At 67.5% G+C, this 25,914-nt stretch carries 25 protein-coding genes and 1 pseudogene; 14 read left to right on the plus strand and 12 right to left on the minus strand.

What is annotated here, in order from left to right; all coding sequences use genetic code 11:
- Window positions 1–88 precede the first annotated feature (88 nt).
- The 5 genes from M9M90_RS04900 to M9M90_RS04920 all read right to left on the minus strand — a co-directional run bounded on the left by M9M90_RS04900 (window position 89) and on the right by M9M90_RS04920 (window position 4,038).
- Window positions 89–1,093, minus strand: coding sequence for a TerC family protein (locus M9M90_RS04900; RefSeq protein ID WP_254836050.1), 1,005 nt, complete (start codon window positions 1,091–1,093; stop codon window positions 89–91).
- Window positions 1,094–1,301: 208 nt separating this feature from the next.
- A complete protein-coding gene (locus tag M9M90_RS04905; RefSeq protein ID WP_254836051.1) occupies window positions 1,302–1,772 on the minus strand; it encodes a tellurite resistance TerB family protein in 471 nt (156 codons plus the stop codon).
- Window positions 1,773–1,822: 50 nt separating this feature from the next.
- The gene (locus M9M90_RS04910) at window positions 1,823–2,044 is read right to left on the minus strand and encodes a hypothetical protein (protein ID WP_254836052.1); all 222 of its coding nucleotides are present in this window, start codon (window positions 2,042–2,044) and stop codon (window positions 1,823–1,825) included.
- 282 nt (window positions 2,045–2,326) lie between these two features.
- On the minus strand, window positions 2,327–3,292 hold the full coding sequence (locus M9M90_RS04915; RefSeq protein WP_254836053.1) for a LysR substrate-binding domain-containing protein: 966 nt from the start codon (window positions 3,290–3,292) through the stop codon (window positions 2,327–2,329).
- Window positions 3,293–3,417: 125 nt separating this feature from the next.
- Window positions 3,418–4,038, minus strand: a complete 621-nt coding sequence (locus tag M9M90_RS04920) for a heme-binding protein (protein WP_371876898.1) — start codon at window positions 4,036–4,038, stop codon at window positions 3,418–3,420.
- A gap of 388 nt (window positions 4,039–4,426) precedes the next feature.
- Between M9M90_RS04920 and M9M90_RS04925 the strand changes: the two genes are divergently transcribed.
- Window positions 4,427–4,618, plus strand: a complete 192-nt coding sequence (locus M9M90_RS04925) for a hypothetical protein (protein ID WP_254836055.1) — start codon at window positions 4,427–4,429, stop codon at window positions 4,616–4,618.
- Window positions 4,619–4,704: 86 nt separating this feature from the next.
- On the opposite strand, the gene M9M90_RS04930 is transcribed toward M9M90_RS04925, so the two are convergent.
- Window positions 4,705–5,883 carry an acyl-CoA dehydrogenase family protein gene (locus tag M9M90_RS04930; protein WP_254836056.1) on the minus strand — a complete coding sequence of 393 codons (1,179 nt, stop codon included), beginning with the start codon at window positions 5,881–5,883 and terminating at the stop codon, window positions 4,705–4,707.
- A gap of 75 nt (window positions 5,884–5,958) precedes the next feature.
- Here M9M90_RS04930 and M9M90_RS04935 point away from each other — a divergent pair, with 75 nt between their 5' ends.
- The 5 genes from M9M90_RS04935 to M9M90_RS04955 are packed head-to-tail and all read left to right on the plus strand — an operon-like array spanning window position 5,959 to window position 11,859.
- A complete protein-coding gene (locus M9M90_RS04935) occupies window positions 5,959–6,834 on the plus strand; it encodes a hypothetical protein (RefSeq protein WP_254836057.1) in 876 nt (291 codons plus the stop codon).
- Between the two features lie 59 nt (window positions 6,835–6,893).
- A complete protein-coding gene (locus tag M9M90_RS04940) occupies window positions 6,894–7,178 on the plus strand; it encodes a hypothetical protein (RefSeq protein ID WP_254836058.1) in 285 nt (94 codons plus the stop codon).
- Window positions 7,179–9,299: an alpha-galactosidase gene (locus M9M90_RS04945; RefSeq protein ID WP_254836059.1), complete on the plus strand. Its 2,121-nt coding sequence runs from the start codon at window positions 7,179–7,181 to the stop codon at window positions 9,297–9,299.
- Window positions 9,296–11,245 (plus strand): beta-galactosidase, encoded by a 1,950-nt coding sequence (locus tag M9M90_RS04950; protein ID WP_254836060.1) that lies wholly within the window; start codon window positions 9,296–9,298, stop codon window positions 11,243–11,245. Before M9M90_RS04945 ends, M9M90_RS04950 begins: the two co-directional genes overlap by 4 nt.
- Window positions 11,242–11,859: a TetR/AcrR family transcriptional regulator gene (locus tag M9M90_RS04955; RefSeq protein ID WP_254836061.1), complete on the plus strand. Its 618-nt coding sequence runs from the start codon at window positions 11,242–11,244 to the stop codon at window positions 11,857–11,859. The genes M9M90_RS04950 and M9M90_RS04955 overlap by 4 nt, the downstream gene beginning before the upstream one ends.
- On the opposite strand, the gene M9M90_RS04960 is transcribed toward M9M90_RS04955, so the two are convergent.
- From M9M90_RS04960 to M9M90_RS04975, 4 genes are all read right to left on the minus strand, one after another.
- Window positions 11,856–12,671: an alpha/beta fold hydrolase gene (locus M9M90_RS04960; RefSeq protein WP_254836062.1), complete on the minus strand. Its 816-nt coding sequence runs from the start codon at window positions 12,669–12,671 to the stop codon at window positions 11,856–11,858. The two genes, M9M90_RS04955 and M9M90_RS04960, sit on opposite strands and share 4 nt — an antisense overlap.
- A 24-nt stretch (window positions 12,672–12,695) precedes the next feature.
- Window positions 12,696–13,661 carry an aldo/keto reductase gene (locus M9M90_RS04965; protein ID WP_254836063.1) on the minus strand — a complete coding sequence of 322 codons (966 nt, stop codon included), beginning with the start codon at window positions 13,659–13,661 and terminating at the stop codon, window positions 12,696–12,698.
- Between the two features lie 22 nt (window positions 13,662–13,683).
- Window positions 13,684–14,637 (minus strand): phytanoyl-CoA dioxygenase family protein, encoded by a 954-nt coding sequence (locus tag M9M90_RS04970; protein ID WP_254836064.1) that lies wholly within the window; start codon window positions 14,635–14,637, stop codon window positions 13,684–13,686.
- Between the two features lie 77 nt (window positions 14,638–14,714).
- On the minus strand, window positions 14,715–16,199 hold the full coding sequence (locus tag M9M90_RS04975; protein ID WP_254836065.1) for an MFS transporter: 1,485 nt from the start codon (window positions 16,197–16,199) through the stop codon (window positions 14,715–14,717).
- A gap of 152 nt (window positions 16,200–16,351) precedes the next feature.
- Here M9M90_RS04975 and M9M90_RS04980 point away from each other — a divergent pair, with 152 nt between their 5' ends.
- The 6 genes from M9M90_RS04980 (at window position 16,352) to M9M90_RS05005 (ending at window position 23,691) form a co-directional block, all read left to right on the plus strand.
- Window positions 16,352–18,691, plus strand: a complete 2,340-nt coding sequence (locus M9M90_RS04980; RefSeq protein ID WP_254836066.1) for a TonB-dependent receptor — start codon at window positions 16,352–16,354, stop codon at window positions 18,689–18,691.
- A gap of 133 nt (window positions 18,692–18,824) precedes the next feature.
- Window positions 18,825–19,694: an SMP-30/gluconolactonase/LRE family protein gene (locus M9M90_RS04985; RefSeq protein WP_254836067.1), complete on the plus strand. Its 870-nt coding sequence runs from the start codon at window positions 18,825–18,827 to the stop codon at window positions 19,692–19,694.
- The gene (locus M9M90_RS04990) at window positions 19,684–21,408 is read left to right on the plus strand and encodes an IlvD/Edd family dehydratase (protein ID WP_254836068.1); all 1,725 of its coding nucleotides are present in this window, start codon (window positions 19,684–19,686) and stop codon (window positions 21,406–21,408) included. Before M9M90_RS04985 ends, M9M90_RS04990 begins: the two co-directional genes overlap by 11 nt.
- Window positions 21,408–22,157: an SDR family NAD(P)-dependent oxidoreductase gene (locus M9M90_RS04995; protein ID WP_254836069.1), complete on the plus strand. Its 750-nt coding sequence runs from the start codon at window positions 21,408–21,410 to the stop codon at window positions 22,155–22,157. The genes M9M90_RS04990 and M9M90_RS04995 overlap by 1 nt, the downstream gene beginning before the upstream one ends.
- Window positions 22,154–23,071: a 2-dehydro-3-deoxygalactonokinase gene (locus M9M90_RS05000; protein WP_254836070.1), complete on the plus strand. Its 918-nt coding sequence runs from the start codon at window positions 22,154–22,156 to the stop codon at window positions 23,069–23,071. The genes M9M90_RS04995 and M9M90_RS05000 overlap by 4 nt, the downstream gene beginning before the upstream one ends.
- Complete coding sequence (locus tag M9M90_RS05005; RefSeq protein ID WP_254836071.1) at window positions 23,068–23,691, plus strand: 2-dehydro-3-deoxy-6-phosphogalactonate aldolase; 624 nt, start codon at window positions 23,068–23,070, stop codon at window positions 23,689–23,691. Before M9M90_RS05000 ends, M9M90_RS05005 begins: the two co-directional genes overlap by 4 nt.
- Before the next feature lie 170 nt (window positions 23,692–23,861).
- Here the strand turns inward: M9M90_RS05005 and M9M90_RS05010 are convergent, their stop codons facing one another.
- On the minus strand, window positions 23,862–24,242 hold the full coding sequence (locus tag M9M90_RS05010) for a hypothetical protein (protein ID WP_254836072.1): 381 nt from the start codon (window positions 24,240–24,242) through the stop codon (window positions 23,862–23,864).
- 94 nt (window positions 24,243–24,336) lie between these two features.
- Entirely contained in the window at window positions 24,337–24,831 is a 495-nt protein-coding gene (locus M9M90_RS05015; protein ID WP_371876899.1) for an RNA polymerase sigma factor, read from the minus strand.
- Window positions 24,832–25,075: 244 nt separating this feature from the next.
- On the opposite strand from M9M90_RS05015, the gene M9M90_RS05020 reads away from it, so the two are divergent.
- Together M9M90_RS05020 and M9M90_RS05025 are read left to right on the plus strand one after the other, a co-directional pair.
- Entirely contained in the window at window positions 25,076–25,318 is a 243-nt protein-coding gene (locus M9M90_RS05020) for a helix-turn-helix domain-containing protein (protein ID WP_254836073.1), read from the plus strand.
- A gap of 124 nt (window positions 25,319–25,442) precedes the next feature.
- Window positions 25,443–25,838: pseudogene (locus tag M9M90_RS05025) on the plus strand (transposase); the annotation flags it as partial.
- Window positions 25,839–25,914 lie beyond the last annotated feature (76 nt).

The raw sequence follows: 25,914 nt of genomic DNA on the forward strand, positions 1-25,914 counted from the left end.
AGCATGAACTCACGCAGCCCGGCGTCGATCGCCATGTTGGGCAGGGCGTGGTCCAGGGTCGGATTCAACTTCTCCATGGAAGCTCACTTCAAGGCTGGGATTGAGCTGTGGGGGGGACTGTCTCGGGGAGCTCCGGGCGGGTTCGCCAGAGTGACCAGGCGATCCCACCGGCGAGGATGGCGAACGTGACGGCGAGCGACACCGCGGCCGGAAACTTCTCCCATCCCACGAGGTCGGCGACGAAGATCTTCGATCCGATGAAGATCAGCAGCACGGCCAACGCCTGCTTCAGGTAGGCGAAGCGGTGAATGATGGCGGCGAGGGCGAAGTAGAGTGCGCGCAGGCCGAGGATCGCGAAGATATTGGAGGTGTAGATGATGTAGGGGTCCGTGGTGATGGCGAAGATCGCCGGCACCGAGTCCACCGCGAATATGACGTCTGCGACCTCAATAAGCAGCAGGGCCATGAACACGGGCGTCACATAAGTCGCCAAACGGCCGGTCTTTTCATCGGGGAGTCTCACGAAGAAGCGTTCCCCGTGCAGTTCGTCGGTCACCCGCAGCCTGCGCCTCAGGAGGCGCAGAAGAGGATTATCGGCCAGGCTATGGGACTTGTCGGCCATGGCGAGCATCTTGACGCCCGTCAGGATCAGGAAGGCCGCGAAGACGTAGAGGATCCAGGAGAACTCCGCGACGAGCGCCGCGCCGCCGGCGATCATGATGGCGCGCAAAACAATGACGCCCAGGATGCCCCAGAACAGCACCCGATGCTGATACTTCTGAGGGATGGCGAAGTATCCGAAGATCATGGCGATGACGAAAACGTTGTCCATCGCCAAGCTCTTCTCGACCACGAACCCGGTGAGGTACTCAATCCCAGACTGAGCGCCGAGCGTGAACCACACCCATCCCCCGAAGCCGACGCCCAGGCTCAGGTAGCCCAGGGACAGGAGCAGGCTTTCACGCACGCCGATGTCTCGGTGCTTGCGATGCAGGACCCCCAGGTCGAGCACCAGCAGGACGACGACGAGGGCAAGGAAGCTCGCCCACATCCAGATCGGTTTCGATAAGAAGTCTTGCGTCAGAAAGTCCATGGAGGCTCCGGGGTGCGTCAGGATTAGACGCGGATGTCAAAGGTGTGGGGGCTGACGCGTCGCAGCGTCACGTGGCCTTGAACGGCGGTGGCGGCCGCGACCGGACGGTCGGTCGAGCCGCTCCGATGACCTCCGGCTTGGCCGACGGTCTGGGGAAGCCTGGCGGAGAGCGCAGTCGTCCAGGGTGCGACGAGCGCGGGAGAAAATCTCATCGGCCGCGACCCTGTTCCGCCACGATTTCGAACCTGGCGGGCGCGAGATCCAGCAGGTCGCAGAGTCGCAGGATGACATCGCGTTCTTCAGCGTCGAAGCCACCGTCGGCTTCGGCGATGGCGCAAGCAGTCTGCACCAGCAGCCGGGCGGGGCCGGCCCGTCCGGCCAGGCGCCGAACAGCCGCCTCGGCGGCCGCCACGCCATCGTCGAGGTCGCGATCGAAGCGTCCGTTCAAGGTCTCGAAGCCTGCCAGCACCTCTGGAATCCCGAACAGGGCGACCGCCGGCGTCGTGCGCAGACGTTCCACCATGCTCTGGCGTTCATCCGGCGTGACCCAGCCGTCGGCCTGGGCCACGAGAGCGCAGGCCGCGATGAGCGCGTCCATCTCGACCAGATCGCCAGGAGTCCAGACGTCGGCCGGTGCGACTGTCGGAGGATTGCGGCGCTTATGCGTGACACGGTTCATTGAAGTCTCCTTGGGCCCGTGGCGAGCCACGGGTCGGGACGGAATGTCGGCTATCGCTTGCGCGACTTGATGGGTTGAAGGGCGAGGGCGCCGACCCAGCTCGCCCGTTGGAGACTCGGGCGCGCCTTGGTGGCCGACGGCCACATGGCGGAAGGCGCGCCTGGCCGTGCGCGACGGATCGCGCGGCGCTTGCGCCTGACCTTCCCGGGTGTGAGCGCCGCGGCCAGCAGCAGGATCAGGCGACGCAGGCGCGAGAATATGATGGGCATCATGAGGCCACTCCATGTCGAGGAGGGCGCGCTCGACGCTGAGGCGTCGGTGTTCGAGGGGAATAGAACCGGACCCCATCATCGAGCGCACCCGATGCGATCCGACATCACGATCACGATGATCGTCAGAGGGGCCCGGGCCGCATGAGGAGGGTGGCGAAACCGACCCCTGATCGCCAATGAGAAATCACTATCAAGCTCATAAGGGTCGGTTATGGAACGCCGACAATCATATTGAGACGGCGCGGGGCAGCATCCGAATCCGCGGCCTTGGCCCAAGCGCTGCTAGGCGCTCGTCGCGCCGCGCTCAAGGGCGCGCAGCACTTCCTGCGCCAACAGCTTGGCCGGGCCGTCGGCCGCGCCCCGCGCGGTGACAAGGGCGATCTCGCTGTCGGCAAGCTTCGGCAGCGGGTCGCCCATGATGACCAAGTCGCGCGGCGCCATGGCGAGCGGCAACACGCCGACGCCAAGGCCGGCCCGCAGCGCCGCCATCTGTCCGGCCAGGCTGGGCGACGTGAATGCGGCGCGGAAGGGAATGTCCGCGTGCTGCAAGGCCGCCAGAGCCCGCTTGCGATAAATGTCTGGCGCCGGCGCGATGATCAGCGGCACGGGAGGCGCCTCAAGGACTGCGACGTCCCTGGCCACCCACACCAGGGGTTCACGCCAGACGCGAACCCCCAGCTCTGGACCGATCGGCTCGCGTTTGATGAGCGCGAGATCGAGCAGGCCTCGAGAAAGTTGATCCAAAAGGTTCGCCGTGTAGTCGGCCGTGACCGCGAGGGTGATGCGCGGATGACTGCGTGCGAAGCCGCCCAGGATGGCGGGCAGATGCAGCGTCGCGATGTCCTCGGGCGCGCCGAACCTCACCTCGCCCTCGAGGTCGCCCTCGCCGAGGCTGGCGACGATCTCATCATTCACTCTGAGCAGTCGCCGAGCCTGGGGCAGCAGCCCCGCGCCTTCTATGGTCAAGCTGACGGCCTTGCCAGCCCGGTCGATCAAGGGCGCACGGAGTTGGTCTTCCAGACGCCGGATCTGCAGGCTAATCGCCGGTTGCGTCCGCCCCAGCAGCCCTGCAGCCCTGGTGAAGCTGCCGGTCTCCACCACGGCGACGAAGGCGCGCAGCAACTCAAGGTCGAGGTTCACCAGCCGGTTTGGCATTCCATAACCAATCATTATGTGATGCGTCACCGGAATAAACTGGAGCAAGGTCCCGGTCGAGTAGCGCTCTGGCAGCACGGTATTCAACACCATGTGGCCGGTGGCCAGCGCAGGGGCGGGAACTGGGCGGTTTCGCAACAGACGCCACGACCTCAGATGCCGAGCACTGTGAGGGCTGCAATCCCTGAGCCAAATGCTCTGCCCCGATGCGGCTGCAATCAAGGCGCGACGGGGATCATCACTTCATTGCGCCGCATGAACCAGAGGGTCCACGGGGGGTCGTACTGAGCCAGCGACGCCGGACCGAGCGCGCGCAGATGGTGCGTTCCGGCGAGTTTTTCGAGCTCGGCGGTTTTTGCCGCGACATCGTCCTTGCGCGCCAGGCCAGAGAATTTCAGCACCGCAAAGCGGACTGGCGGGACCATGCGCAGATGCACCTTGGGATCGTTTGGCTCTGGCAGCGTTTCGATTGAATAAGCTCGTGGCATGGTAAACCGCACGACCCATTCGCCAGAGCTCTGGGTCTGGGTGACAGGAGCGGTCATGGCGATCTTCTCGCTGGTGGGAGCCTGGGCCACCGGCGCCGTCATAGCGATGCTCTGACGACGTTTGTTGCCACCAAATATGTAGCCGGCAAGTAGGCGGAAGCCTTTGCCGGCCGCCTCTTTCTGGTCTCCGCTGACGGTCACCTCCGCAACCACCAGGGCCGGATAGTCTCGGACTTCGAAGGCGCCCTCGCGGAGGACGGCCTTAAAGGCTGGTTCTTCGACGGCCATCGCATCCGTTCCAATGAGGGTGACGCTCAGTACTGCGCCCAATATCCTTCGTCTCATGATCATCCTTCTGCCTTGAAAGCCGTCCGCACGCCGCTGGCTCTTGTGGCGTATTCTGGTGCGGTATGCGCCGGCCGATGGCGAATGAGGCGAAGACCTTGTGACAGGTTCTCGCCGGCGCAATTCAAGCCGCCAAAGCCCGTACCCGACGAATTCTATTCATCCTCCCCGTCGGACCTACGCGCCGATGCAAATGCAAACAACGCAGGTTTATATTCCGCTGCCGTGTATGTTCCGACTGTTATTGCCGCAGCAGGTATCAAAGCCAAATGCCCGACTATACTTACAGCAAATAACGTATAGATGCCAATGTTTATTGAAAACGATGCGGCCCACATCCATCCCAATATCTGAAGTATCATGTGCCTAGCTGCAGTGATCGACGGAGGATGATGTGCCGAAGCTTCTGACCGATGACTTGTTCGAGCTGAAGGCCTCGCCTTTCTCGAGCCCCGGGGATCTGGCGGCGGCGTCAGCGCCGACCACTCAACATGATCGTCAGGTCTCCCGGCTGGCGCTGATGGCGCCGGAGATCCAGCGGCGAATCCTGGTCGGCGACCAAGCCTCGGGGCCTGACACTTCGTAATGCTCTCAAGACGCCGATGCCGTTGGCCCGTGGACGGCCTTGAGCACAGGTCGCGCCAATGGGCGCGAAACGCCGCAGAGGCGACCTCACAGTTTCAGAACGTGCTTTGCGATGATGTTCCGTTGAACTTCGTCCGATCCGCCGGCGATGCTGGCGGCTCGCCCTTCCAGGTAACGGACCACTTCAGGGCGCGCCCACGGCGGTCCGACCACAGGGAACGGAGGGCCCTCGGTCTCCGGAAACCACGGCGCGGCATAGGGCCCGGCGCACTCGACGAAGAACTCCGTCATGCGCTGGACAATGTCGGTTCCCACAAGCTTCAGCAGTGAGGACTGCGCCCCCGGCGCGCCCCCGGCGGCGACCTCCGACAGGGTCCGGAGCTCGGTGACCGCGAGGGCCTGCAGCTCGATCTCGGCCATCGAGAGGCGGCGGGCGAAACCCCCATCCTTCAGCAGCGTGTCGCCCTCGGAACCGGGCAGGCCAGCGGCGACCTCGCCAATGCGGCGAACCAGGTCCGTGGACAGGGACACGAAGGCCTGACCGGTCCGCTCGTGCGACAGGAGACCTTTCGCCACAGTCCAACCCTCGCCCTCGCGGCCCACGCGATGCGCCACGGGCACGCGAACGCCCTCGAAGGTCACGCTGTTAAACATGTGTCGCCCGTCGATCGAAATGATGGGCCGCACCGTGACGCCAGGCGCATGCATGTCGAGGAGCAGGAAGGTTATGCCAGCCTGCTTTTTCGGCTCATCGGAGGTGCGGGTGAGGCAGAACATCCAGTCTGCGCGGTGCGCGCCGCTCGTCCAGACCTTCTCGCCGTCGACGACATAGTCATCGCCGTCGAGGACCGCCCGGGTGCGCAGCGCGGCGAGATCGGAGCCCGCGCCGGGTTCGGAGTAGCCCTGGCACCAGCGTACGCGGTCATGAAGGATGTCGGGCAGGAAGCGGTCCTGCTGCCAGGGCGATCCGTAGGCGAACAGGATCGGGGCCAGCATCCCGATTCCCATGCCGCCCACCTGCGCCGGCAGCCCTGCGGCGCTGACCTCCCGTTCCCAGATGAAGTTCTGCGTCGCTGTCCAGCCGGGCCCTCCGAAGGCCTCGGGCCATTTGTTGGCGGCCCAGCCCTTGTCGATCAGCGCGCCATGCCAGCGACGCTCGTGGTCGGCTCCGCCGTCGTAGCGCTCGGGCGGGGGGAAGGCGGCGGTGATCAGCTCGCGCACCTCGGTTCGAAAATCGATCTCGGAGTCCGAAAGGCTAAGGTCCATGGACAGCCCGCTGCGTTCTATTATACGATCCGTCAATAAGGGCGCTCCGGCGTCTGGGTCAAGGAGGATCGTCGGGTGAGCGAGGCTTTCATCGCCGTCGAGCAGGATGGCGTTCTGGCGGGACCTGTCCGCCGCCCGGTCAATTTCTCCCGCGATGCCGTGGGATCGATCCATGACGACGAGACGGCCAGGGCGTTGGGCTTCCAGGGCGGCACGGTGGCCGGCAACATTCACTTCGAACAGTTTCCCCCGCTGATGCTGGCGCGCTTTGGCGAAGGCTGGCGGACACGGGGCGGCCTATCGCTTCACTTTCTGAACGCGACGACCGACGGCGACCCCGTGCAGGCCTTCGTCGGGCCTGCTGAACCCGCCGCGCCCGGCGTGTTGCGGGCCGCCGCCTGGATGACCACCCCGGAAGGCGTTCGCGTCAGCGAGGGCACCTGTTGGGCGGGAGGCGAGGATGGAGACTCGGCCCTGCGGCGGCGCCTGGCGCAGCAACGCCCAGCCGCGGACCTGCGGATCCTCAAGACGGCAAGTGTGGGCGACAGCGTCAACGATGTTCCAAGCCGCCTGGACGGACCCACTTCGCTCCGACGCCTGGAGGGCGTCACCGAAAGCCTTCCGGAGTATCGCGACGCCAGCCTGTTCGGAGGCCTGGTCGCAGCCCCGGCAGTGGCGATCGACGCGCTGCGGGTCGTCGAGGCGCCGCTCTTCCGGGCCAGCGGCTTTGTGGGCCTGTTCGGGGCGATCGAGCTCGAATTCCTGGATGGCCCGATCTTTCTCGATCGAGATTACCTGGCCGACGGGCGGATCCTGGCCCTGGGGGAATCCCCGAAGACCGAGGTGGCCTGGTATGAGAGCACCTTGCGCGAAGCTTCCGACGGGCGTCCGGTGGCGCGACTGATCATGATGAGCCGGCTGCTGAAAGCGTCATCGGTCATCTGGACCTAGGCAGGCCGGTTGCTATGCAAGACGCCCTGGAGCGTCGCGACATAGGGGGCGAGGCGGGGATGACGTCGAACACCAGGCCGTGGGGCGTCTTGGCGCTGCTGACCCTGCTGATGGGCCTGGCCTTCCGCAATGTGGACGCGCGCGCGGCGATGGCGGCTGTGGTTTTCGGGGTGACGCTGTACGGCGGCTTCACCTTCCTCTGGACCCCGATCCCCGACATCCACCTGATGTTGGTCAACCTCATCGCCTGCCTCGCGCCGGGCCTGGCCGTGAATTATTGGCTGTTCGGCCGCCATGCGTCGCGGGCGCTGGGCTTGCAGGCCAAGCCGGCCCAGGCGGCGTAGATGGGCGCGCAGGAAACGCTGGGCGGCGGCGGAGACACCCTGGTGATCGGTGTCCGGGCGGGGCGGCCCCATCTGGACTACTGGGGCCCGGCGCTGGCGGGCGGGAGATCGACGCTCCTGGATCCTCGGCTGCTGGAGCGGGCCGGAGCCCATGGGATGCTCGACGCCGGCGAGGCCTTCGACCTCTTTCCGGAGTCCGGAGTGGGGTTCACAGGCGCGCCCGCGCTGCGGGCCTGGCGAGCGTCAGGCAGCTTCGTCACCCAGCTCGCTCACAGCGGGACCCGGACAACGCCCGAGGGGGTGGAGCTCGTGCTGGCCGACGCGCGGGCCGGTGTGGAGGCGGTCCTGTCCATAGAACTCGATCCGGCCACGGGCGTGGCCGGGTTCCGAAGCCGGATCCGCAATCTGGGCGTCGAGCCGCTGCACCTGGACTGGGTGAGTTGCGCGGCGCTGGAGCTGATGGACGGGGAGGTCATGGCCTTCGGCGGGCGGTGGGCGCGGGAGTTCGACGCCCATCGGTTTCGCCCTGGCCCAGGGCTCTGGTCCTCCGAGGCGCGGACCGGCCGGACCTCGCACCACGCCCCGCCCTTCCTGATCGCGGGGGAGGCCGGGTTCGGCGACAGCCACGGCGAGGTCCTTGGGCTCCACCTGGCCTGGAGCGGAGATCACCGTCTGTTCGTGGAACGTCTGCGCGACGGCCGCCTGCAGGCGCAGGCCGGCGAGCTGTTCTGGCCCGGAGAGATGGTTCTTGAGCCAGGCGCCTCCTACGAGACCCCGAGCCTCTATGCGGCGCGGTCGAGCGACGGCCTGAACGGGTTGAGCGACCGCCTGCACCCCTTCGTCCGGGACCGCATCCTGGGCGGGCGGCTGCGCGGCAAGCCTCGGCCTGTCCATTTCAACACCTGGGAGGCGGTCTATTTTCGCCATGACCTCTCCGAGCTGAAAGCCCTGGCCGAAACGGCCGCCGGCGCCGGCGCCGAACGCTTCGTGCTTGACGACGGCTGGTTCCGGGGCCGCGAGGACGACACCGCCGCCCTGGGTGACTGGACGCCGGACCCGATCAAGTATCCCGACGGCCTGGGACCTCTGATCGCCTATGTAAGGGGTCTGGGGATGACCTTCGGCCTCTGGGTCGAGCCGGAGATGGCCAACGCCGATTCCGATCTTCTGCGCGACCATCCAGACTGGATCCTGGGAGAGCCTGATCGCGTCCAGCCCCTGGGTCGGGGCCAGTATGTCCTGGACCTGACGCGTCCCGAGGTCTCCGAAGCGATCTTTGGGCAGATAAACGACCTGCTGGCCGGCCACGCCATCGACTACCTCAAGTGGGACATGAACCGCGACCTGACCCATCCGGCCAGCCGCGGCCGTCCGGCGAGCCATGCCCAGACCCTTGGGGTCTATCGGCTCATCGACCGGCTCAGGGCGGCTCATCCCGCCGTCGAGATCGAAGCCTGCGCCTCCGGCGGGGGGCGGGCGGACTATGAGATCCTGCGGCGGACCGACCGCATCTGGACCTCGGACTGCAACGATCCCATCGAACGCCAGGCGATCCAGCGGGCGTTCTCGATCTTCTTCCCGCCAGAGGTCATGGGGGCGCATGTGGGCCCGGCCGCGAGCCACACCACCGCCCGGACGACGAGTCTGGACCTGCGCGCGATGACCGCTCTGTTCGGCCACATGGGGGTGGAGGCTGACCTTCGGGCCCTGCCGGCTCGGGAGCTCGACGCCTTGAAGGCGGCCATCTCGCTGCACAAGTCGCTACGCCCGCTCCTCCATGGGGGACGCCTGATCCGCCAGGCGCCGCCGGACCCCGGCGCGATCGCCTTCATGGTGGCGGGCGACGGCCGCGCCCTGGCCAGCCTCGCCCAGATCGAAACGCCACGCTACAACGCCGCTGCGCCGCTGCGGCTGACGGGCCTGGATCCGGAGGCGCTCTACGAGGTCAGGCTGGTCAATCCGCCGTTCCGGCCCCAGGCGGCCATGAAGCAGATCCCCGCCCTGGTCCGCGGGGAGATCCTTGGGGCCACCGGCCGGTGGATCGCCCACGCGGGCCTGCCCACTCCCATCCTGCGCGCCGGCGAAATCGCCGTCTTCCAGCTCAACCGGATCACACGATGAAACTGGGCGTCTGCTACTATCCCGAACATTGGCCGGAAGATCTGTGGGCGGACGATGCGCGGCGGATGGCCGAGCTCGGCATCAGCTGGGTCCGCATCGGGGAGTTCGCCTGGAGCCGCATCGAGCCGGAGCCGGGCCGTTTCGACTGGGCCTGGCTGGATCGCGCCGTGGAGACCCTGGCCGCCGCGGGCCTCAGGATCGTCATGTGCACGCCCACGGCGACGCCGCCCAAATGGCTGGTCGACGCCAAGCCCGAGATTTTGGCGCTGGACGCCCAGGGCCGGCCGCGGGGCTTCGGCTCCCGACGCCACTACTGCTTCTCGAGCCAGACGTACCTCGCCGAATGCGTTCGCATCACCGAGGCGGTCGGGGCCCGATATGGGCGCCATCCGGGGGTGGGCGCCTGGCAGACCGACAACGAGTTCGGCTGTCACGACACCACGATCAGCTATTCAGCCGCCGCGGCTCAAGGGTTTCGGGACTGGCTCGCGGGCCGCTACCAGTCGGTCGACGCCCTCAACCGCGCCTGGGGGACCGTGTTCTGGTCCCAGGAATACGGCGACTTCAGCGAGGTGGATCCCCCTAACCTCACGGTCACCGAAGCCAATCCCAGCCACAGGCTGGACTACAACCGGTTCGCCTCCAGCGAGGTGGTGCGATTTAACCGAGCTCAGTCCGAAATCCTGCGCCGGCTGTCCCCGGGGCGCGACATCACTCACAATTTCATGGGCTTCTACACCGAGTTCGACCACTTTGCCGTGGGCCGGGACCTGGACTTCGCGAGCTGGGATTCCTATCCCCTGGGCTTCCTCGAACAGTTCTGGTTTTCCGAGGAGGAGAAGCTCGGCTACCTGCGCCAGGGGCACCCGGACATCTCGGCCTTCCATCACGACCTCTATCGCGGGGTCGGTCGCGGCCGCTGGTGGGTGATGGAGCAGCAGCCGGGGCCGGTGAACTGGGCGCGGTACAATCCCGCGCCCCTGCCAGGCATGGTGCGATCCTGGACCTGGGAAGCCTTCGCCCACGGGGCCGAGGTGGTTTCCTATTTCCGTTGGCGACAGGCGCCCTTCGCCCAGGAGCAGATGCATGCCGGCCTGAACCGTCCGGACAATGTGCTGGACCAGGGTGGCGCGGAGGCTGCCGAGGTGGCCGGCGAAGTGGCCGGGCTGGGCGGTCTCGCGCCCTGCGGGCCGGCCGCCGTGGCCCTCCTGTTCAGCTATGAGGCCGATTGGCAGTTCGCCATTCAGCCGCACGCCCAGGGCTTTCGCTGGCTGCGGCTGGCCTTCGAAATGTATTCGGCCCTGCGCCGCCTGGGCCTCGATGTCGACATCCTGCCCCCCGACGCCGACCTCTCAGGCTATGCCCTGGTGATCGCGCCGTCGCTGCCGATGCTGTCCGAGGCGACCCTCGCCGCGCTCGAGGCGTCGGGCGCCGTCGTGCTGTTCGGGCCTAGGACGGGGTCGCGGACTCCGGAGGGCCATATCCCCGCCAACCTCCCGCCCGGCCCTCTCCAGGCGCGGCTGCCGGTGCGGGTGACGCGCGTGGAAAGTCTTCGTCCCGGAGCGGGGCCGGTTGTTGAGCATTACGGGCGGTCCTTCGCCGGACGGCTGTGGCGCGAAGTCCTGGAGAGCGATCTGGCGCCCCTTGCCACGTTCTCGGACGGCGGGACGGCCTGGACGGCGCATTCGTCCTGGCATTATCTGGCCACCTGGCCGGAGGCTGCGCTGCTCGACCTTGTGATCGCCCGTGTCGCCCTGGAGGCGGATCTGCCCGTCCTGGCGCTTGAGGAGGGCGTGCGCCTGCGCCGGCGCGGCGATCTGCTTTTCGCCTTCAACTTCGCGCCGGAAGGCCGCAGGACGCCGGCGCCGGCCGACGCCCGCTACGTCCTGGGCGGCCCCGAGCTGCCGCCCGCAGGTCTCGCGGCCTGGAAGATCGGAGCGCCATGACGACCGCTGCGCCGCGCAAACGAACGCGCCTGACCCCCGGCGCCCGCCGCGACCAGATCCTGGACGAGGCGGCGCGCCTATTGCTCGACGAGGGGCTCTACGCGGTCAACATGGAGCGCCTGGCGCGCGATGTCGGGATCAGCAAGGGGTTGGTCTACAACTACTTTCCCACCCGCGATGCGCTGCTGACCGCCCTGTTGTCCCGCGAGCAGGCCGAGCTGCGCGACCGCGGCATGGCCCGCGCCCTTCAGGCGGAGAGCTATGCCGACCTGATCCGCCAGACGACGGGGCTCTATCTCGAGCAGACCCGCGACCGCGGGGCCTTGATCGCCGCCCTTCTGTCGGATCCCTCGGTCGCCAAGCTCATGGAGGCTGAAAACCGAGCCGACCGTGACCGCACCGCGCGCTTTTTTGTCCGCGCCACCCGCCGGGCCTATGACCTCCCATTGCCGCTCGCGATCGTGGTCGTCGAGATGTTGTGGGCGGTCACCGATCGGGCCGGAAAGCTGGTGGCGGAGAAGCAGCTCGACGTGGAGGCGGCCACCGAGCTGTGCGTCGAACTGATCACCGGAGGTTTGGCCGGCCTCGACCGCGACCGCGTCCTGAAGGCCTAGCCGCGGCGAAGGCCCTGGGTTGGCCGGCCCAGAAATGTCCGAACAGCCTCCAGATAGTGCGGAAAGTTCTCACGGCGGACATTGTGGCCCGCGCCCTTGATCTGGACCGCCTCGATGTTGGCGTTCAGAGACATCGCCTCCTTGGCTGTGGCCGGCGTGACCAGGCTCCCCAACTCCGCCTCCCCGTAGACCAGCAGGGTCGGAACCGCGATGCGGTCGACAAGCTCTCGCCAGGAGATCGTGAGCTCCGGCAAAGCGGCGGGATCGACCTGCCGCTTGGCGGCCGCCCAGTCGGGGCGATCCTCGGCGTCCCAGCCCGGGTGGGCCGTTTGCCCCAGGGCTTCGAGTTCGGCGTCCGACATGGATCGAAATCTCTCCACCATGTCGAGAAATCTCTGGCGTCGGGCCTCCGAGGTCGGAGCGTCGGCCGAAGCCAGGAACGGCGGGTCCTCGAGAACGACCTTGGCGACGCGGCCGGGGTTTCTGTTCGCGTGGGCCGCGGTCGCCCAGGCGCCCACGGAGTGTCCCATGACGACGGGTGTCTGCAGCCCCAGCGCGTCGATCGCCTCGCCAAGGTCCCGGCTGGGATCAAATGACCCTTCCCCGGTCAGGCGCGTGCTCGCGCCGTGCCCGCGCGCGTCGAGCATGACGATGTCGAACTGGCGTTCCAGGGCCGAGGCCAGACGGCGCCAGCAGAGGCCATTGTCCGTCAGCCCATGCGACAGGACCAGCGGCGGGCCGCGGCCTCCGGTGCGGTAGTAGGCCAGGACGCCGTCGGACACCCGGACGGTCCCGCTTCGCCAGGTTGTCATGGCCTGACCTCCCGAAGCGCTGATCTACCAGGCATAGGCTTCCGGAGCCGGGCCGGGCCCCGGGAAGATATGCTCGAGTCTCGCGAGCGTTTCGGCCTCGAGGCGAAGCTCCGGCGCGTGGAGCACCGAGTCCAGCTGATCGCGCCGCCGCGGCCCGATGATCGCCGAGGAGACACCCGGGCGCTGCAGCAGCCAGGCCAGGGCGACCGCGCCGCGGGTCTGGCCCAGGTCGTCGCAGAGCCGCCCGAACGCGGCGAGCTGTTCGGCGTGGGCAGCCGCGGCCTGGACCGAACGCTCCGATCGCCGCCGACCGTCCGGGTCGGAGCCGCCGCCCGCGAGCAGGCCCCCCGCAAGGGGACTCCAGATCACCAGGCCCACGCCATAGGCCTCGCAGGCGGGGATCACCTCGAGCTCGGCGCGGCGCTCGAGAAGGTTGTAGAGGCTCTGCTCCGAGACAAGCCCCAGGCCGCGCCGCGCGGCGGCCGTCTCGTTGGCGCGGGCGATGGCCCACCCTGGGAAGTTGCTGGACCCCACATAGGTGATCTTGCCCTGGGCGATCAGCCGGTCCATCGCCTGCCAGATCTCCTCCATCGGCGCGCTGCGGTCGATGTGATGCATCTGGTAGAGATCGATATGGTCGACGCCCAGCCGCCGCAGGCTGGCGTCGCAGGCCCGCTGGATATGGCGGGCCGACAGGCCGCGGTCGTTCACGTCCTGCGACATCGGTTCGTGGACCTTCGTGGCCAGCACGATCCGTCGACGGCGGCTGGCGTCCTCGGCGAGCCAGCGCCCAAGCAGGGACTCCGTGGCGCCGACGCCGAGATGGCCGCCATACTGGTCGGCGGTGTCGATCAGGTTGATACCCGCCTCGATCGCCGCGTTCAGGATCGCGAAACTATCGCTCTCCGACGTGGCCGGGCCGAAGTTCATGGTGCCAAGGCCAAGCTCGCTTACCTGGAGCGCGGAACGGCCGAGCCGACGGTACTTCATGAGACGCTCCGGGGCGGAAGGGTCACGGCGCGCGCAGGGTGGGGCCGGTGACCAGGGTTTCGCTCGAGTCTGCGACGCAGTGGCGAACCATGCGCTGGGCGCGGGCCGAGAGCTTGCGGGCGTCGGCATAGCTGATGCCGGGGACGATCGGCTCCCGGAACCACGGCGCGTAGAACTCAAGATTGGGGATGGACCGGATGGCGTCGGACACGTTCGGCGTGCCGCCGTGCCAGGCCCGGACGTCGCGGATCATGATCGCGCCGGCCGGGGCGGGGCAGACCGTGCTGAGGCGCATCCATTCCGGCTCCTCGGCGAGCCCGGGGATCGGCGTGCGAGACATCTGGGTGCCGGGGATCTGACGGGTGGGACCGTTGAGGCGCGTGACGTCCTGGGGCAGGAAGTTGACGCACACATAGGGCGTCGGCAGGTCCCGGATGCTCAAGCGGCCCAAGGGGTCGTGGAAGGCGTTGAAGGGTGTCGCCGGACCGGTCCAGTCGCGGACATCGGAATGCAGGGGCTGGTACTCGACGGCGCCCGGCAGGCAGAAGTCCCCGCTGGCGGCCCGCAGCACATAGTCCTCCGACCCGAAGATCGCACTGACGACGTCGGTGACGATGGGGATGTCGAGCAGCATCTGCCACTCCGGGCGATGCAGCTGGCTCCGCGTGAGGCTTGAGCCCCCGAACGAATACCGGTGCGATCCCCGATTGCCCTTCCGGCCCTCGTCGAGCGCCAGGATCTCGCTAGCCGCCTCCGCGCAGCCTCGGGCGAGGATCTCCACCTGGGCGGTGTCCAGCGCGTCGGCGATGACGACAAAGCCGTCGCGACGGAAAAGCTCGACGGCGTGGCGCGCGTCAGCCGGGGCGAGAATCTCCAGGCCGCGGATGCCCGTATTGGCCTCCAGATAGGCTCGCAGGGCGGCGGTTTCGGGATCGTTCAGCCCGGCCGGGGCGGCGCCATCGCGAGATCCTTCCATGATCACACCCTTTTCCACCGTCGCCGGTATTATTGTAATAAACGTCAATAGTACGGTTCGCGAGAGACGCGCAAGGCTTAGAGCGTCGGCGCGTCCTTCTCCGGCGTGGACCGGTTCCGCAGCGCCGCGGCGATGACGGCGTGGCGTGCCCGCGTGATGCCATAGGAGGCGAAGATCAGCATCGAGGCCACCGCCACGATGGCCGGAAGCGGCCCCCAGATCCAGACAAGGCCGACCTGGACATCGTGCGGCGGCAGGGCTCCCAGCGTCTGCCCAAGGTCATCGGGGAAGCCGATGAGATCGAGCGCGATCCCGGCCAGCAGAACGCCCACGCCGATGGCGGCCTTGTTGGCGAAGGCCAGTCCGGCGAAATAGAGACCCTCCCGGCGCCGGCCGAACAGGTGCTCGTGCTCGTCGGTGGCGTCGGCCATCATCGAGGGATAGGCGACGCTCACGAACCCGAGACCGATCCCGGCCACGAATGAATTGAGCTGCATCGGCGCCAGGGCGGCAGCCCCGGTGGGGCTGTAGAGCCCGAGCAGCCAGGAGCCCTGCACCACCAGCCAGTTGGCGATGAGCAGGGACAGACCGATCAGGACCACGGTCTTCTTCTCAAGCCGCGCCTGGATGCGAGGCGCGCCGCCCACCCCCAGCAGCAGGCCTGCCACGAAGGCGTAGGTTATGAACTGGATGTCCTCGCTCTTCAGGCGCCAGACGAAGACGAAGGCGTGGCTGTTGAGGGTCGCGTTGAGGCCCTGCGCCACATAGGTCACCACGGCGGATACGAAGAGCAGCCGGAAGGAGGGGTTGGCGAAGATCTCCTTCAGCTCGGCCGGGAGGCGGCGGCCCAGGGACTGGGCGATCTGCTCCGGCTGGGGCAGGGCGCCGGCATAGCGCCGCAGGCCAAGACAGCAGGCGCTCATGCAGACGCAGAGGATGGCGGCGGCCGACCAGCCGAAACCGGGATAACCCTCCGCGCGCTGAAGGCCGCCGTCGGCGAAGAAAACCGAGAATCCCAGGGCGGTGATCGCAAGCCCGGAGAGCACCCCCGCTACGGACCGATAGACTACGATGCTGGTCCTCTCGGCGTAGTCGCCGCTCAGCTCCGCGCCCAGGGCGACATAGGGGACGTGGAACATCGAGATCGCGCTGCGGCCCGCCACCGACAGGGTCGCCAGCCAAGCGAAGAGGAGCGGGTCGCTCAGCCCCGGGGGCGGGGAGAACAGCAGTCCGACCGAGAGCGTGGTCAAGGGGATCGCCGCGATCATCGGAGGCAGGCGTCGTCCCAAGCGCGACTTGATATTGTCCGACCACGACCCGATCAGGGGGTCGACGAGCGCGTCGGAGGCCAGCCCCACCGCGAGGGCTGCGCCCACCAGGGCGCCCGGCAGGCCGAGCACAACCGAATAGTAGAAGAACACGAACCCGACCGCGGTGTCGAAGCCGCCGGACTGGGCCGCCTGCCCCAGGCTGTAGAAGACCTTCTGCGTGACGGTGGGTCCGCGACCGCCGGACAGGGCGAGCTGCTGGTCCGCCCCGCGAGCCGACGGACGGAGCCTCAAACCGGATCGTCCCATGCCGCACCCCCACTATTGACGGTAAGTGTAATTGTCCTTGACGGCGGCGTCAGGCTCAACCTACCTATTGACGATAGTTACAATAATCATGCTGGCGAACAAGGGGGCGCGCCCCTGCGCCGGAGGGGAGCGCGAAGATGATCACCTACCGTTTCGCAGCCATGGCCGCGGCGTCCACGATCGCCCTGCTGATGGCGTCGCCGGCCTCGGCCCAGGCCGCCAACGAGCTCGAGGAGCTCGTGGTCACCGCCCAGAAGCGGGAGCAGAACCTGCAGGACGTGCCGATCGCCGTCAGCGCCTTCTCCGAAGCCGCGCTCGACCGCGTGCAGATCGAGGACGCCACCGACATCCAGCTCTCCATCCCCAACGCCGTCCTGACCGGGAACGACCGCTTCACGCTTCGGGGCGTCGGCAACAACGCGCTGGGCGCGGTGGATCTTGGCGTACCTTCGTTCGTGAACGGCGCGGCCATCGGCTACCCGCCGCAGAACGAGTTCTTCGACATGGCGCGGATCGAGGTGCTGCGAGGCCCTCAGGGAACGCTCTATGGGCGCAACACCACCGGCGGGGCGATCAACTTCATCACCCGCAAGCCAGGCGACGCCTTCGGCGGCGAGGCGAGCGTGCAACTCGGCAACTTCTCCAGCGTCCGCCTCGGCGCGGCCGTCGACCTGCCGCTTGGCGAAAAGGTGGCGGTGCGCCTGGCCGGCTACAGCCTGGACCGGGATGGCTATACGAAGAATGTCTCCACGGGCCGCGACGTCGACGGGCGCGACCAGTGGGGCGTCCGGGGCACCGCGACCTTCGACATCGGACCCGATACAAGCGCCACCCTTGTGTTGAGCCGCTTTGAGGAAGACAGCTCCCGGGCCCGCGAGGGCAAGCGGCTGTGCCGGGCCCACCCTGTGCTCGGATGCGATCCCAACGTCCTGGGCTTTGACTCACCCAACGCCAACACCACCATCCTGCAAACCCTGTCGCGGGTGTTCACGCCGTTCCCGGCCGGCGGCAACATCTATGCCGGGGCCCCCAATCCCACCGACCTGCGCAAGATCGCGGCCGATACCGATCCGACCTATCTCTTCGACCAGAGCACGGCGTCGTTCGAGTTCCAGCACGACTTCGGATCCCTGACCCTCTCCGGGGTCGCGGCCTATTCGAAGTTCTCCACCGAGCAGAACACCGACTGGGACAACGCCGACCTGCCGTTCCGCTTCACCCAGCCGATCACCTACTTCAAGGATCGCGACACCCAGGTCACCACCGACCGTCTCCTGACCACCGACAGCTTCACCTCGCGGGGAACCACCAAGACCGGCGAACTGCGGCTCGCCTCGCAGTTCGAGGGGCGCTTCGACTTCCTGCTGGGCGCCTTCTACCTCGAGGGGACGGGGTCTGGCGGGTTCGAGACCTGGCATCCCGCGATCGAGGCGTTCCAGAAGGCGCTGGGTCGTCCCCAGGAGACCTGGCGGGTGTCGACCCTGTCGCGCAATGGGAAGAACGCCACCTGGGCGATGTTCGGCGAGACCTATGTGGACCTCGCCGACAGCCTGCGCCTGACGCTCGGCGCTCGCTACACCGAAGAGGAACGCTCGGGCGAATCCCGCTCCATCGTGCTCGGCCCCCAGGGCCCGTGGCTCTATTCCAAGTTCGACGGCCAGAAGGCGACCTACAAGGCCGCCCTCGACTGGACACCGGACCTGACGTTCACCGACAAGACCCTGATCTACGGCTCGGTCGCGACGGGCTACAAGGGCGGCGGCCTGAACTCCGGGACGGCCGCGGGGTTTGGGCCCGAGACGGTGACGGCCTACGAGGTGGGCGCCAAGAACAGCCTCGCCGACGGCGCCCTGCAGGCCAATGTGACGGCCTTCTACTATGACTATACCGGTCTGCAGCTCGGCCAGCGGATCAACGGCGGGGTGGTGACCCGCAACGCCGATGCGACGATCTATGGACTAGAAGGCGAGTTCGCCTACGCCGCGGGCGACCACTGGCTGTTCGACGCCAATCTGTCCTATCTCCACACCCGGATCGGAACCTTCCTCAGCGAGGACGCCGCCAATCCCGCCCAGAGCCTCACGGCGACGGCGCCGCCGGTGCGGATCAATCTCGAGGGCAACGAACTTCCCCACTCCCCCGGATTCAAGGTCAAGGCCGGGGCGCAGTACCAGACCGATCCCTTCCGTGGGGACTGGTCGGCGACGTTCCGGATCGACGCGACCTGGCAGGATTCCTACTTCGCGCGCGAGTACAACAGCCCGACGGATCGGATCGACTCCTGGGGGGTGGTCGACCTGCAGGTGCGCCTGGACAATGATCCCGCGGGCCTGGGGGTGCGCTTCTTCGTCAAGAACCTCACCGATGACGACAACATCACCAACATCATCATCGAGGACGCCCTGATCGGACGCTATCGCAACGCCCGGCTCCTGGAGCCCCGAACCTATGGGGTCATCGTCCAGAAGCGCTTCTAGTCGGCCGCACCCGGCCGGAAATCACGCCGCGTCAGTGACGATCCCGGGGGTCGCCATTGACGCCGGCGGGGCAAGGTCGGCGAAGTGATCTGATGGACAGGCGCGCGGCGACATGACGGACCTGGAGTGTCGGGTGAACGCCCCCGATCAGCTGGGCGAGGGGCCCTGCTGGTCGCAGGCCGAAGGGCGTCTCTACTGGTTCGATATCAAGGGGCGCGCGCTCAACTGGCATGAGCCGGCGAGCGGGCGGTCGGAACGCCGCGATCTCGGGCTGCGGGCCAGCGCCGCGGCGGTCTGCGCCGGCGGGGGCCTGCTGCTGGCCACCGAGCAGGGACTGGCTCTTTGGGATTGCGACCGCGAGAGCCTGACCCTGGTGCAGCCGATGGCGTTGGAGCCGGGCTTCCGCACCAACGACGGCAAGGTCGATCCGCACGGCGACTTCTGGTGGAGCACGATGGACGACGATGAGGGGCGGCGGCCCGGGACGGTCTATCGCACGCGCGCGTCAGGCCAGACCGAGGCCGTGATCAGGGCCATCCATATCGCCAATACGATGAGCTTCAGCCCGGACGGGCGGCGGCTCTATCTGGCGGACTCCAGGGCGCAGGCCATCTACGCCTATGACATGTCCGATCTCAGCCAGCGGACCGAGTTCGTCCATACCCGGGGCGAGGCCGCCACGCCCGACGGCGGCGCCGTCGACGCCCAGGGATTTCTCTGGAACGCGCAGTGGGGGGGAGGGCGGCTGGTCCGCTACGCGCCCGATGGGCGCGTCGACCTCACCGTCCCGCTCCCCGTCGACCAGCCGACCAGCTGCGCCTTCGGCGGGCCCGGGCTTAGGACCCTGTTCGTCACCAGCGCCTGGGACGGGCTCACCCCGGCCCAGCGGCAGGCCCAACCCCTGGCCGGGGCCCTGTTCGCCTTCCAGCCGGATGTCGGCGGCCTGCCGCTTCCCCTCTTTGAGCGCTCATTTCCCGGGTCGGAGACCGTTCATGGCCGATAAGCCGTCGCGCAGTCAGAAGAACTTCGGGAAGCTCGACCGGGACGGCTTCATCCATCGCAGCTGGATCAAGGGGACGGGTCTGCCGGAGCATGTCTTCGACGGCCGTCCGGTGATCGGCATCTGCAACACCTGGTCTGAGCTGGTCACCTGCCAGTTCCACCTCCGCGACCTCGCCGAATATGTGAAGCGCGGCGTCTGGGAAGCCGGCGGCGTGCCGATCGAGTTTCCGGCCATGTCGCTGCCCGAAACCCAGATGCGTCCCACGGCGATGCTGTTCCGCAACCTCCTGGCCATGGAGGTCGAGGAGAGCATCCGCGCCAACCCCATCGACGGCGTCGTCCTGCTCGGCGGCTGCGACAAGACAACGCCAGGCCAGTTGATGGGCGCGGCCAGCGTCGACCTGCCGACCATGGTCGTGTCGTCGGGTCCGATGCTGAACGGCAAGTTCAGGGGCCGCGACATCGGATCGGGAACCGATGTCTGGCGGTTCTCGGAGTCGGTGAGGGCCGGCGAGATGTCCCTGGCCGATTTCCTGGGCGCCGAGGCCGGCATGAGCCGCAGCCACGGGACCTGCAACACCATGGGCACGGCCTCGACCATGGCCAGTCTGGTCGAAGCTCTGGGCGTCAGCCTGCCCAACAACGCCGCCCTGCCCGGCGTGGACGCGCGCCGCAAGACCCTGGCCCACCTGACGGGCAATCGCATCGTCGAGCTGGTGAAACAGGACGTCCGCCTGTCGCAGATCCTCACGCGCGAAGCCTTCGAGAACGCCATCCTCATGCACGCCGCCATCGGCGGATCGACCAACGCGGTGGTGCACCTCCTGGCCCTGGCCGGGCGGGTCGGCGTCCCCTTGAGCCTTGAGGATTTCGACCGGATCGGGCGCGACGTTCCGCTGCTGGTCAACCTGATGCCCTCGGGCCAGTTCCTGATGGAGGACTTCTGCTACGCCGGCGGCTGCCCGGCGGTGATGAAGGAGCTGGGCGCGGTGTTCGGCCGTGAGGCGTTGACGGTTTCCGGTTTCACCCAGGGCGCCATCGCCGAGGCCGCCGAGGTCTGGAACCGCGAGGTGATCGCCACGCGGGAGAGCCCCTTCGGACCGTCGTCCGGCGTCTGGGTGCTGCGGGGAAACCTCTGTCCCGACGGTGCGATCCTGAAGCCCAGCGCCGCTTCGCCGGACCTCCTGTCGCATCGCGGCCGGGCCGTGGTGTTCGAGACCATCGAGGACTACCACGCCCGGATCGACGATCCGGACCTGCAGGTCGACGCGACCTCGGTGCTGGTCCTGAAGGGTTGCGGGCCGGCCGGCTATCCCGGCATGCCGGAGGTCGGCAACATGGCCCTGCCGCCGAAGCTGCTCGCCCAGGGCGTTCGCGACATGGTCCGGATTTCCGACGCGCGGATGAGCGGCACCGCCTACGGCACGGTGATCCTGCACGTGGCGCCCGAGGCCCATGTGGGCGGGCCGCTCGCCCTGGTGCGCGACGGCGACGAGATCGTCCTGGATGGACCTGGCCGCACCCTCGACCTGATCGTCGACGCGGCCGAACTGGCGCGCCGGCGCACGGCCTGGGAGGCCTTGCGCCCGCCGCCCGCCTACAGCCGCGGCTGGGCCAAGCTCTATGTGGACACGGTGCTGCAGGCCGACCGGGGCGTCGACCTCGACTTCCTGGTGGGACGGTCGAGCGCCGACGTCACTCGGGAATCCCACTGATGGCGGGCGCTCGGTATCCAAGCCTCGAGGGCCGCGTCACCTTCATCACCGGCGGCGCCAGCGGGATCGGCGCCAGCCTTGTGGCCCAGTTCCACGCCCAGGGCGCGCGGGTCGCCTTTATCGATCGTCAGGCAGAGGCGGGGCGGGCCCTTACCGAAGGGCTGCCCGGCGCCTGGTTCCGGGCGCTCGACGTCACTGACACGACCGCCTTGACGCAGGCGATCGCCGCGGCAGGCGCCGACCTGGGCCCGGTGACGGTGCTGGTGAACAATGTGGCCGACGACACCCGCCGCCCGGCGCAGGAGACGTCCCCCGAGGCGTGGCGCGCGGCCCTGGCGGTCAACCTGGACCCGGTCTTCGTCGCATCGACCGCGGTCCACCCGATGATGCGGAGCGCGGGGGCGGGGGCGATCATCAATGTCAGCTCGATCAACGCCCTCTGGGGCCCGGCCGGCATGGCGGCCTATGTCGCGGCCAAGGGCGCGATCAACAGCCTGACCAAGGCGCTGGCGCGCGAATGGGGAGGCGATGGCGTCAGGGTCAACGCCCTGTCGCCGGGCTGGGTCGTGACGGAGCGCCAGCTCGAGCTTTGGCTGACGCCGCAGGCCGAGGCCGAATGGGCCCGCCAGGTCGCCCTGCCAGGCCGGATTACCCCCGATGACATCGCCCGGGCCGCGCTGTTCCTGGCCTCCGATGACAGCCGGATGATGACCGGCCAGAACCTCGTCATCGACGCGGGGCGGACATGAGCCGCGCAGCCACCCTGCTGGCCTGCGACTGGGGCACCACCCATCTCAGGGCCTGGACGCTCGGCGACGACGGAACGGTGCTGAAGGACCGGGGCTTCCCGTTCGGGGTGGGGCGGCTGAGCGCGGGCGAGGCGCCGCAGCGGCTGGCCGAGGTGCGGACCGCCCTGGGGGCGCAGGGACTTCCGGCGATCCTCTGCGGCATGGTGGGCTCCAATCTGGGATGGGTCGCGACGCCCTATGCCGACCTGCCCGCTGACGCCGCCGACCTCGCCGCGGGCCTGGTGGAGGTCGGCGATCCCGCGGGCCGCGTGCGGATCGTGCCGGGATTGCGGACCCCCGGATTCAATGGCGCGGGCGACGTGATGCGCGGGGAGGAGACCCAGCTTTTCGGGTGGCTGGCCGCCCACCCGGAACGCCGGACGGGGCGCCAGGTCGTCTGTCATCCGGGAACACACACCAAATGGATGGTGGTCGAGGAGGGGCGGTTGACCGCCTTCTGCACCGCCATGACCGGCGAGCTTTTCGCCGTCCTGACGAAATACAGCGTGCTGAAGAGCGAGGCCCCGGCCGGCGATGTCACGGCGTTCGAGGAAGGGCTCAACGCCGCTGGCGCCGGCGATGCGCTGGCGGCCCGGCTGTTCACGGCGCGGGGTCGCCTGGTCGCGGGGGGGCGAGCGCCTGAAAGCGCCTCGAGCTACCTGTCAGGCCTGCTCATCGGGGCCGACGTCGCCACCACGCCCGCGCTCATCGGCATCGGACTCGCAGAGCCGGTGGCCCTGCTGGGCGATCTGGAGCTGTGCGCCCACTATGGCCGCGCCCTGGCCTCCCGGGGCCGCGGGTATGAGATCTTCGATGGCGAGGCGGCCGCGATCGCCGGTCTTCACGCCCTTCATCACGGGAGCCTTGGCCGATGACCCTGGACGAGGCGCTCGCCCAATGCCCGGTCGTGGCGATCCTTCGCGGGATAGGTTCTTCGGAGGCGTGCGACCATGTGGCCGCGCTTTTCGAGGCGGGCGTCCGGGTCGTCGAGGTTCCGCTGAATTCCCCCGAACCGCTTGCGAGTATCGGCCAGATCGCCCGGCGGTTCGGCGAGGCCATGATCGTGGGCGCCGGCACGGTGCTGAACCAGGATCAGGTCGACGCCGTCGCCGCGGCGGGGGGGCGCCTCATCGTGTCGCCCAACAGCTCGGCGAACGTCATAGCGCGCGCGCTGGCCCTGCGTCTGGATCCGATCCCGGGCTTCGCCTCGGCCACGGAGGCCTTCTCCGCCATCGATGCGGGGGCTCGCCATCTCAAGCTTTTTCCGGCCGTCACCTACGGTCCGGGACATCTGACGCAACTGCGGGCGGTGTTGCCGGCGGAGAGCCTTGTCTGGGCCGTGGGCGGTGTCTCGGCGCAGAACCTCTCCGAATGGTCGGCGGCCGGCGCCCTTGCGTTCGGTCTTGGCGGCGAACTTTATCGCGCCGGACAATCTGTTCTCGAAACCGCGGCGAGAGCGGCGAGGGCTGTCAGCGCGGCATCGGCGTTGAGCTAGAGGCGCGGCCATGGGCTTCTGCGCTCACTGGATCAGCACGGCTGTTCCCCCCGTCGCTGATCTTGACCCGCCGGGCTTCGGTGCGAGACCCGGCTGGGCGCCGGTAGGCCATGGGACCTGTGCTTTGCGGATTAACCCCCTGACGTTTCTGGAAACCGCCAGGCGATCGACTAGAGGAAGCCATGCAGGCCCTCGAAGGTCAGGCTCGCTGCCAGCGGGGTCCCGGGGGCGAGCTTCATGGCCGCGGCGACCTGGGCGCGCTTTACCGGGGAGCCTGCACCCGCACCCGCGCCCGACGCGGCCCCGGCGGCCTGCTCGGCAAGAAGGGCGTGGAGGCTGCTGGCGGCGGGCGGCGGAAGCAGCGCCTTCAGGCCATCTTCGCAGCGCAGGGCGACAGCCGCCTTGACCAGATCCTGCAGCGACGCCTGACCCTCGGTCTGCAGCCGCCGCCAGGTTCGGCAGGCCACGCCGGCGCGCTGTGCGGCTTCCACCTGAGCCCAGCCTAAGGCGACCCGGCGCGCTTTGATGTGCTGCGCAAGCTCGAGCAGCATCTCGGATGGCGTCTGAAGCATGGCCACATGTGGCCAATTACAGCCAATAAATCAGTCTAGTTGTCCAAATATCGCCAGTTAGACTGCGGCGACCTTAGTCCCGAAGGGCTTCCTGGCAAAGGGCCAGCGCTCGAGACATCCGGTATTCGACCGCCTTGGCCGTGATGCCGAAGTGCACGGCGATCTGCTGATAGCTCATGCCGACAAAGCGATTCAGAATGAAGGTTTCTCGATAGATTGGCGGCAAACCCAGGATGACCTGCTTCAGCAGAAGCATCGTTTCCTGCTCGGGGTGGGACCACGGCTCGCCCTCCTCGATGTCTGGCTGGTAGGCGAGCTGGGCGCCGCCGCGCCGGGCCTGATGTCGATATTCGTCCCGAGCCAGGTTGTTGGCCACGGTCATGAGGAGCGCCCGAGGGTGGCGCGCCTCCCCAAGGGTCTCAGACGCTACAACCCTCAAGAAGGCTTCCTGGGCGAGGTCTTCGCTAGCCTCGCGCCCGACGGATGCCGCCAACCGTCGCCTGATCCACTTGGCTTGGGCAGCGAATATCCTGCCAAGGCGCTCTCGCATGGAATCTGACGGGGTCATGACGAGGCTCTTATCGCGAATGCCCTACCGGTGGAGAGGGTCGGCCACAGTCGTTCGAATCCCATGGCGTTGAGGGAATCGAACTTGAGCGTCTCGTTGAGGCTGTTCGGTACGACGAAATGGCGCGCAATGGGTCACCGGGGCCTCTCCCACCATCGAGAAAACACAACCCAGAGCATATATGGAAAATCGGCATATGGAATAGTGGCATTTAGTTCTTTGCCCGCTTCGTTGGAGCGGGTGTGTGCCGAAGACCATTTTCACTGGCGACAACAAGGTCGTAGTCGAAGCGATCCGGGACGCACGGGTCTCTGCGGGACTGACCCAAGGTGAACTTGGTGCCCGTATCGGCCGTGACCAAAGTCACATCTCGCTGATTGAAGGATCCCAGCGGCGCTTGGACCTTCTCGAGTTTCGCGAGCTGGCGAAGGCGCTCGGCCGTGATCCCGTGGAGCTTTTTGCGTTGATCTCTTCCAAGCTCAGCTAAGTAGATACTTCCAACGCGTGCGAGAAATGTCGGCATTGGGCTGATATTGTTGATTTGGTCGGCTGTTGATCGGCACCTGAGGTCGTGATTCCCTTGTCGTTGTTGGCTTTGGGAGGCCATGGCGATGATGGGGACGCAAAGCGCTCCGCCGCCGCTGTTCTACGATTTCCGCCTTGATGATCACGTGCCGCAGGACCATTTGCTGCGGCGGATCGATCGGTTCCTGGACCTGGAGCCGGTGCGCGAGCAGCTCCGACCGTTCTACTGCTCCATCGGTGATCGCTTGATCGATCCCGAGCTGATGATGCGGATGCTAATCGTCGGCTACGCCATGGGCATCCGCTCGGAGCGGCGGCTGTGCGAGGAGGTGCATCTAAACCTCGCCTACCGCTGGTTCTGCAGGCTCGGCCTGGACGGCAATGTCCCGGATCATTCGACGTTCTCGCGTAACCGCCATGGCCGCTTCCGCCAGAGCGACATCCTGCGGCGGCTGTTCGAGACCGTGATCGAGCGGTGCCTGACCGTGGCATCGTCGCTGTTGGGATCGATATGGGACAGGTCGGGCATGATGCACCGGTCGTTCAAGTGCATCGCTA

This window comes from Phenylobacterium sp. LH3H17, from assembly GCF_024298925.1.
Taxonomy (GTDB): Bacteria; Pseudomonadota; Alphaproteobacteria; order Caulobacterales; family Caulobacteraceae; genus Phenylobacterium.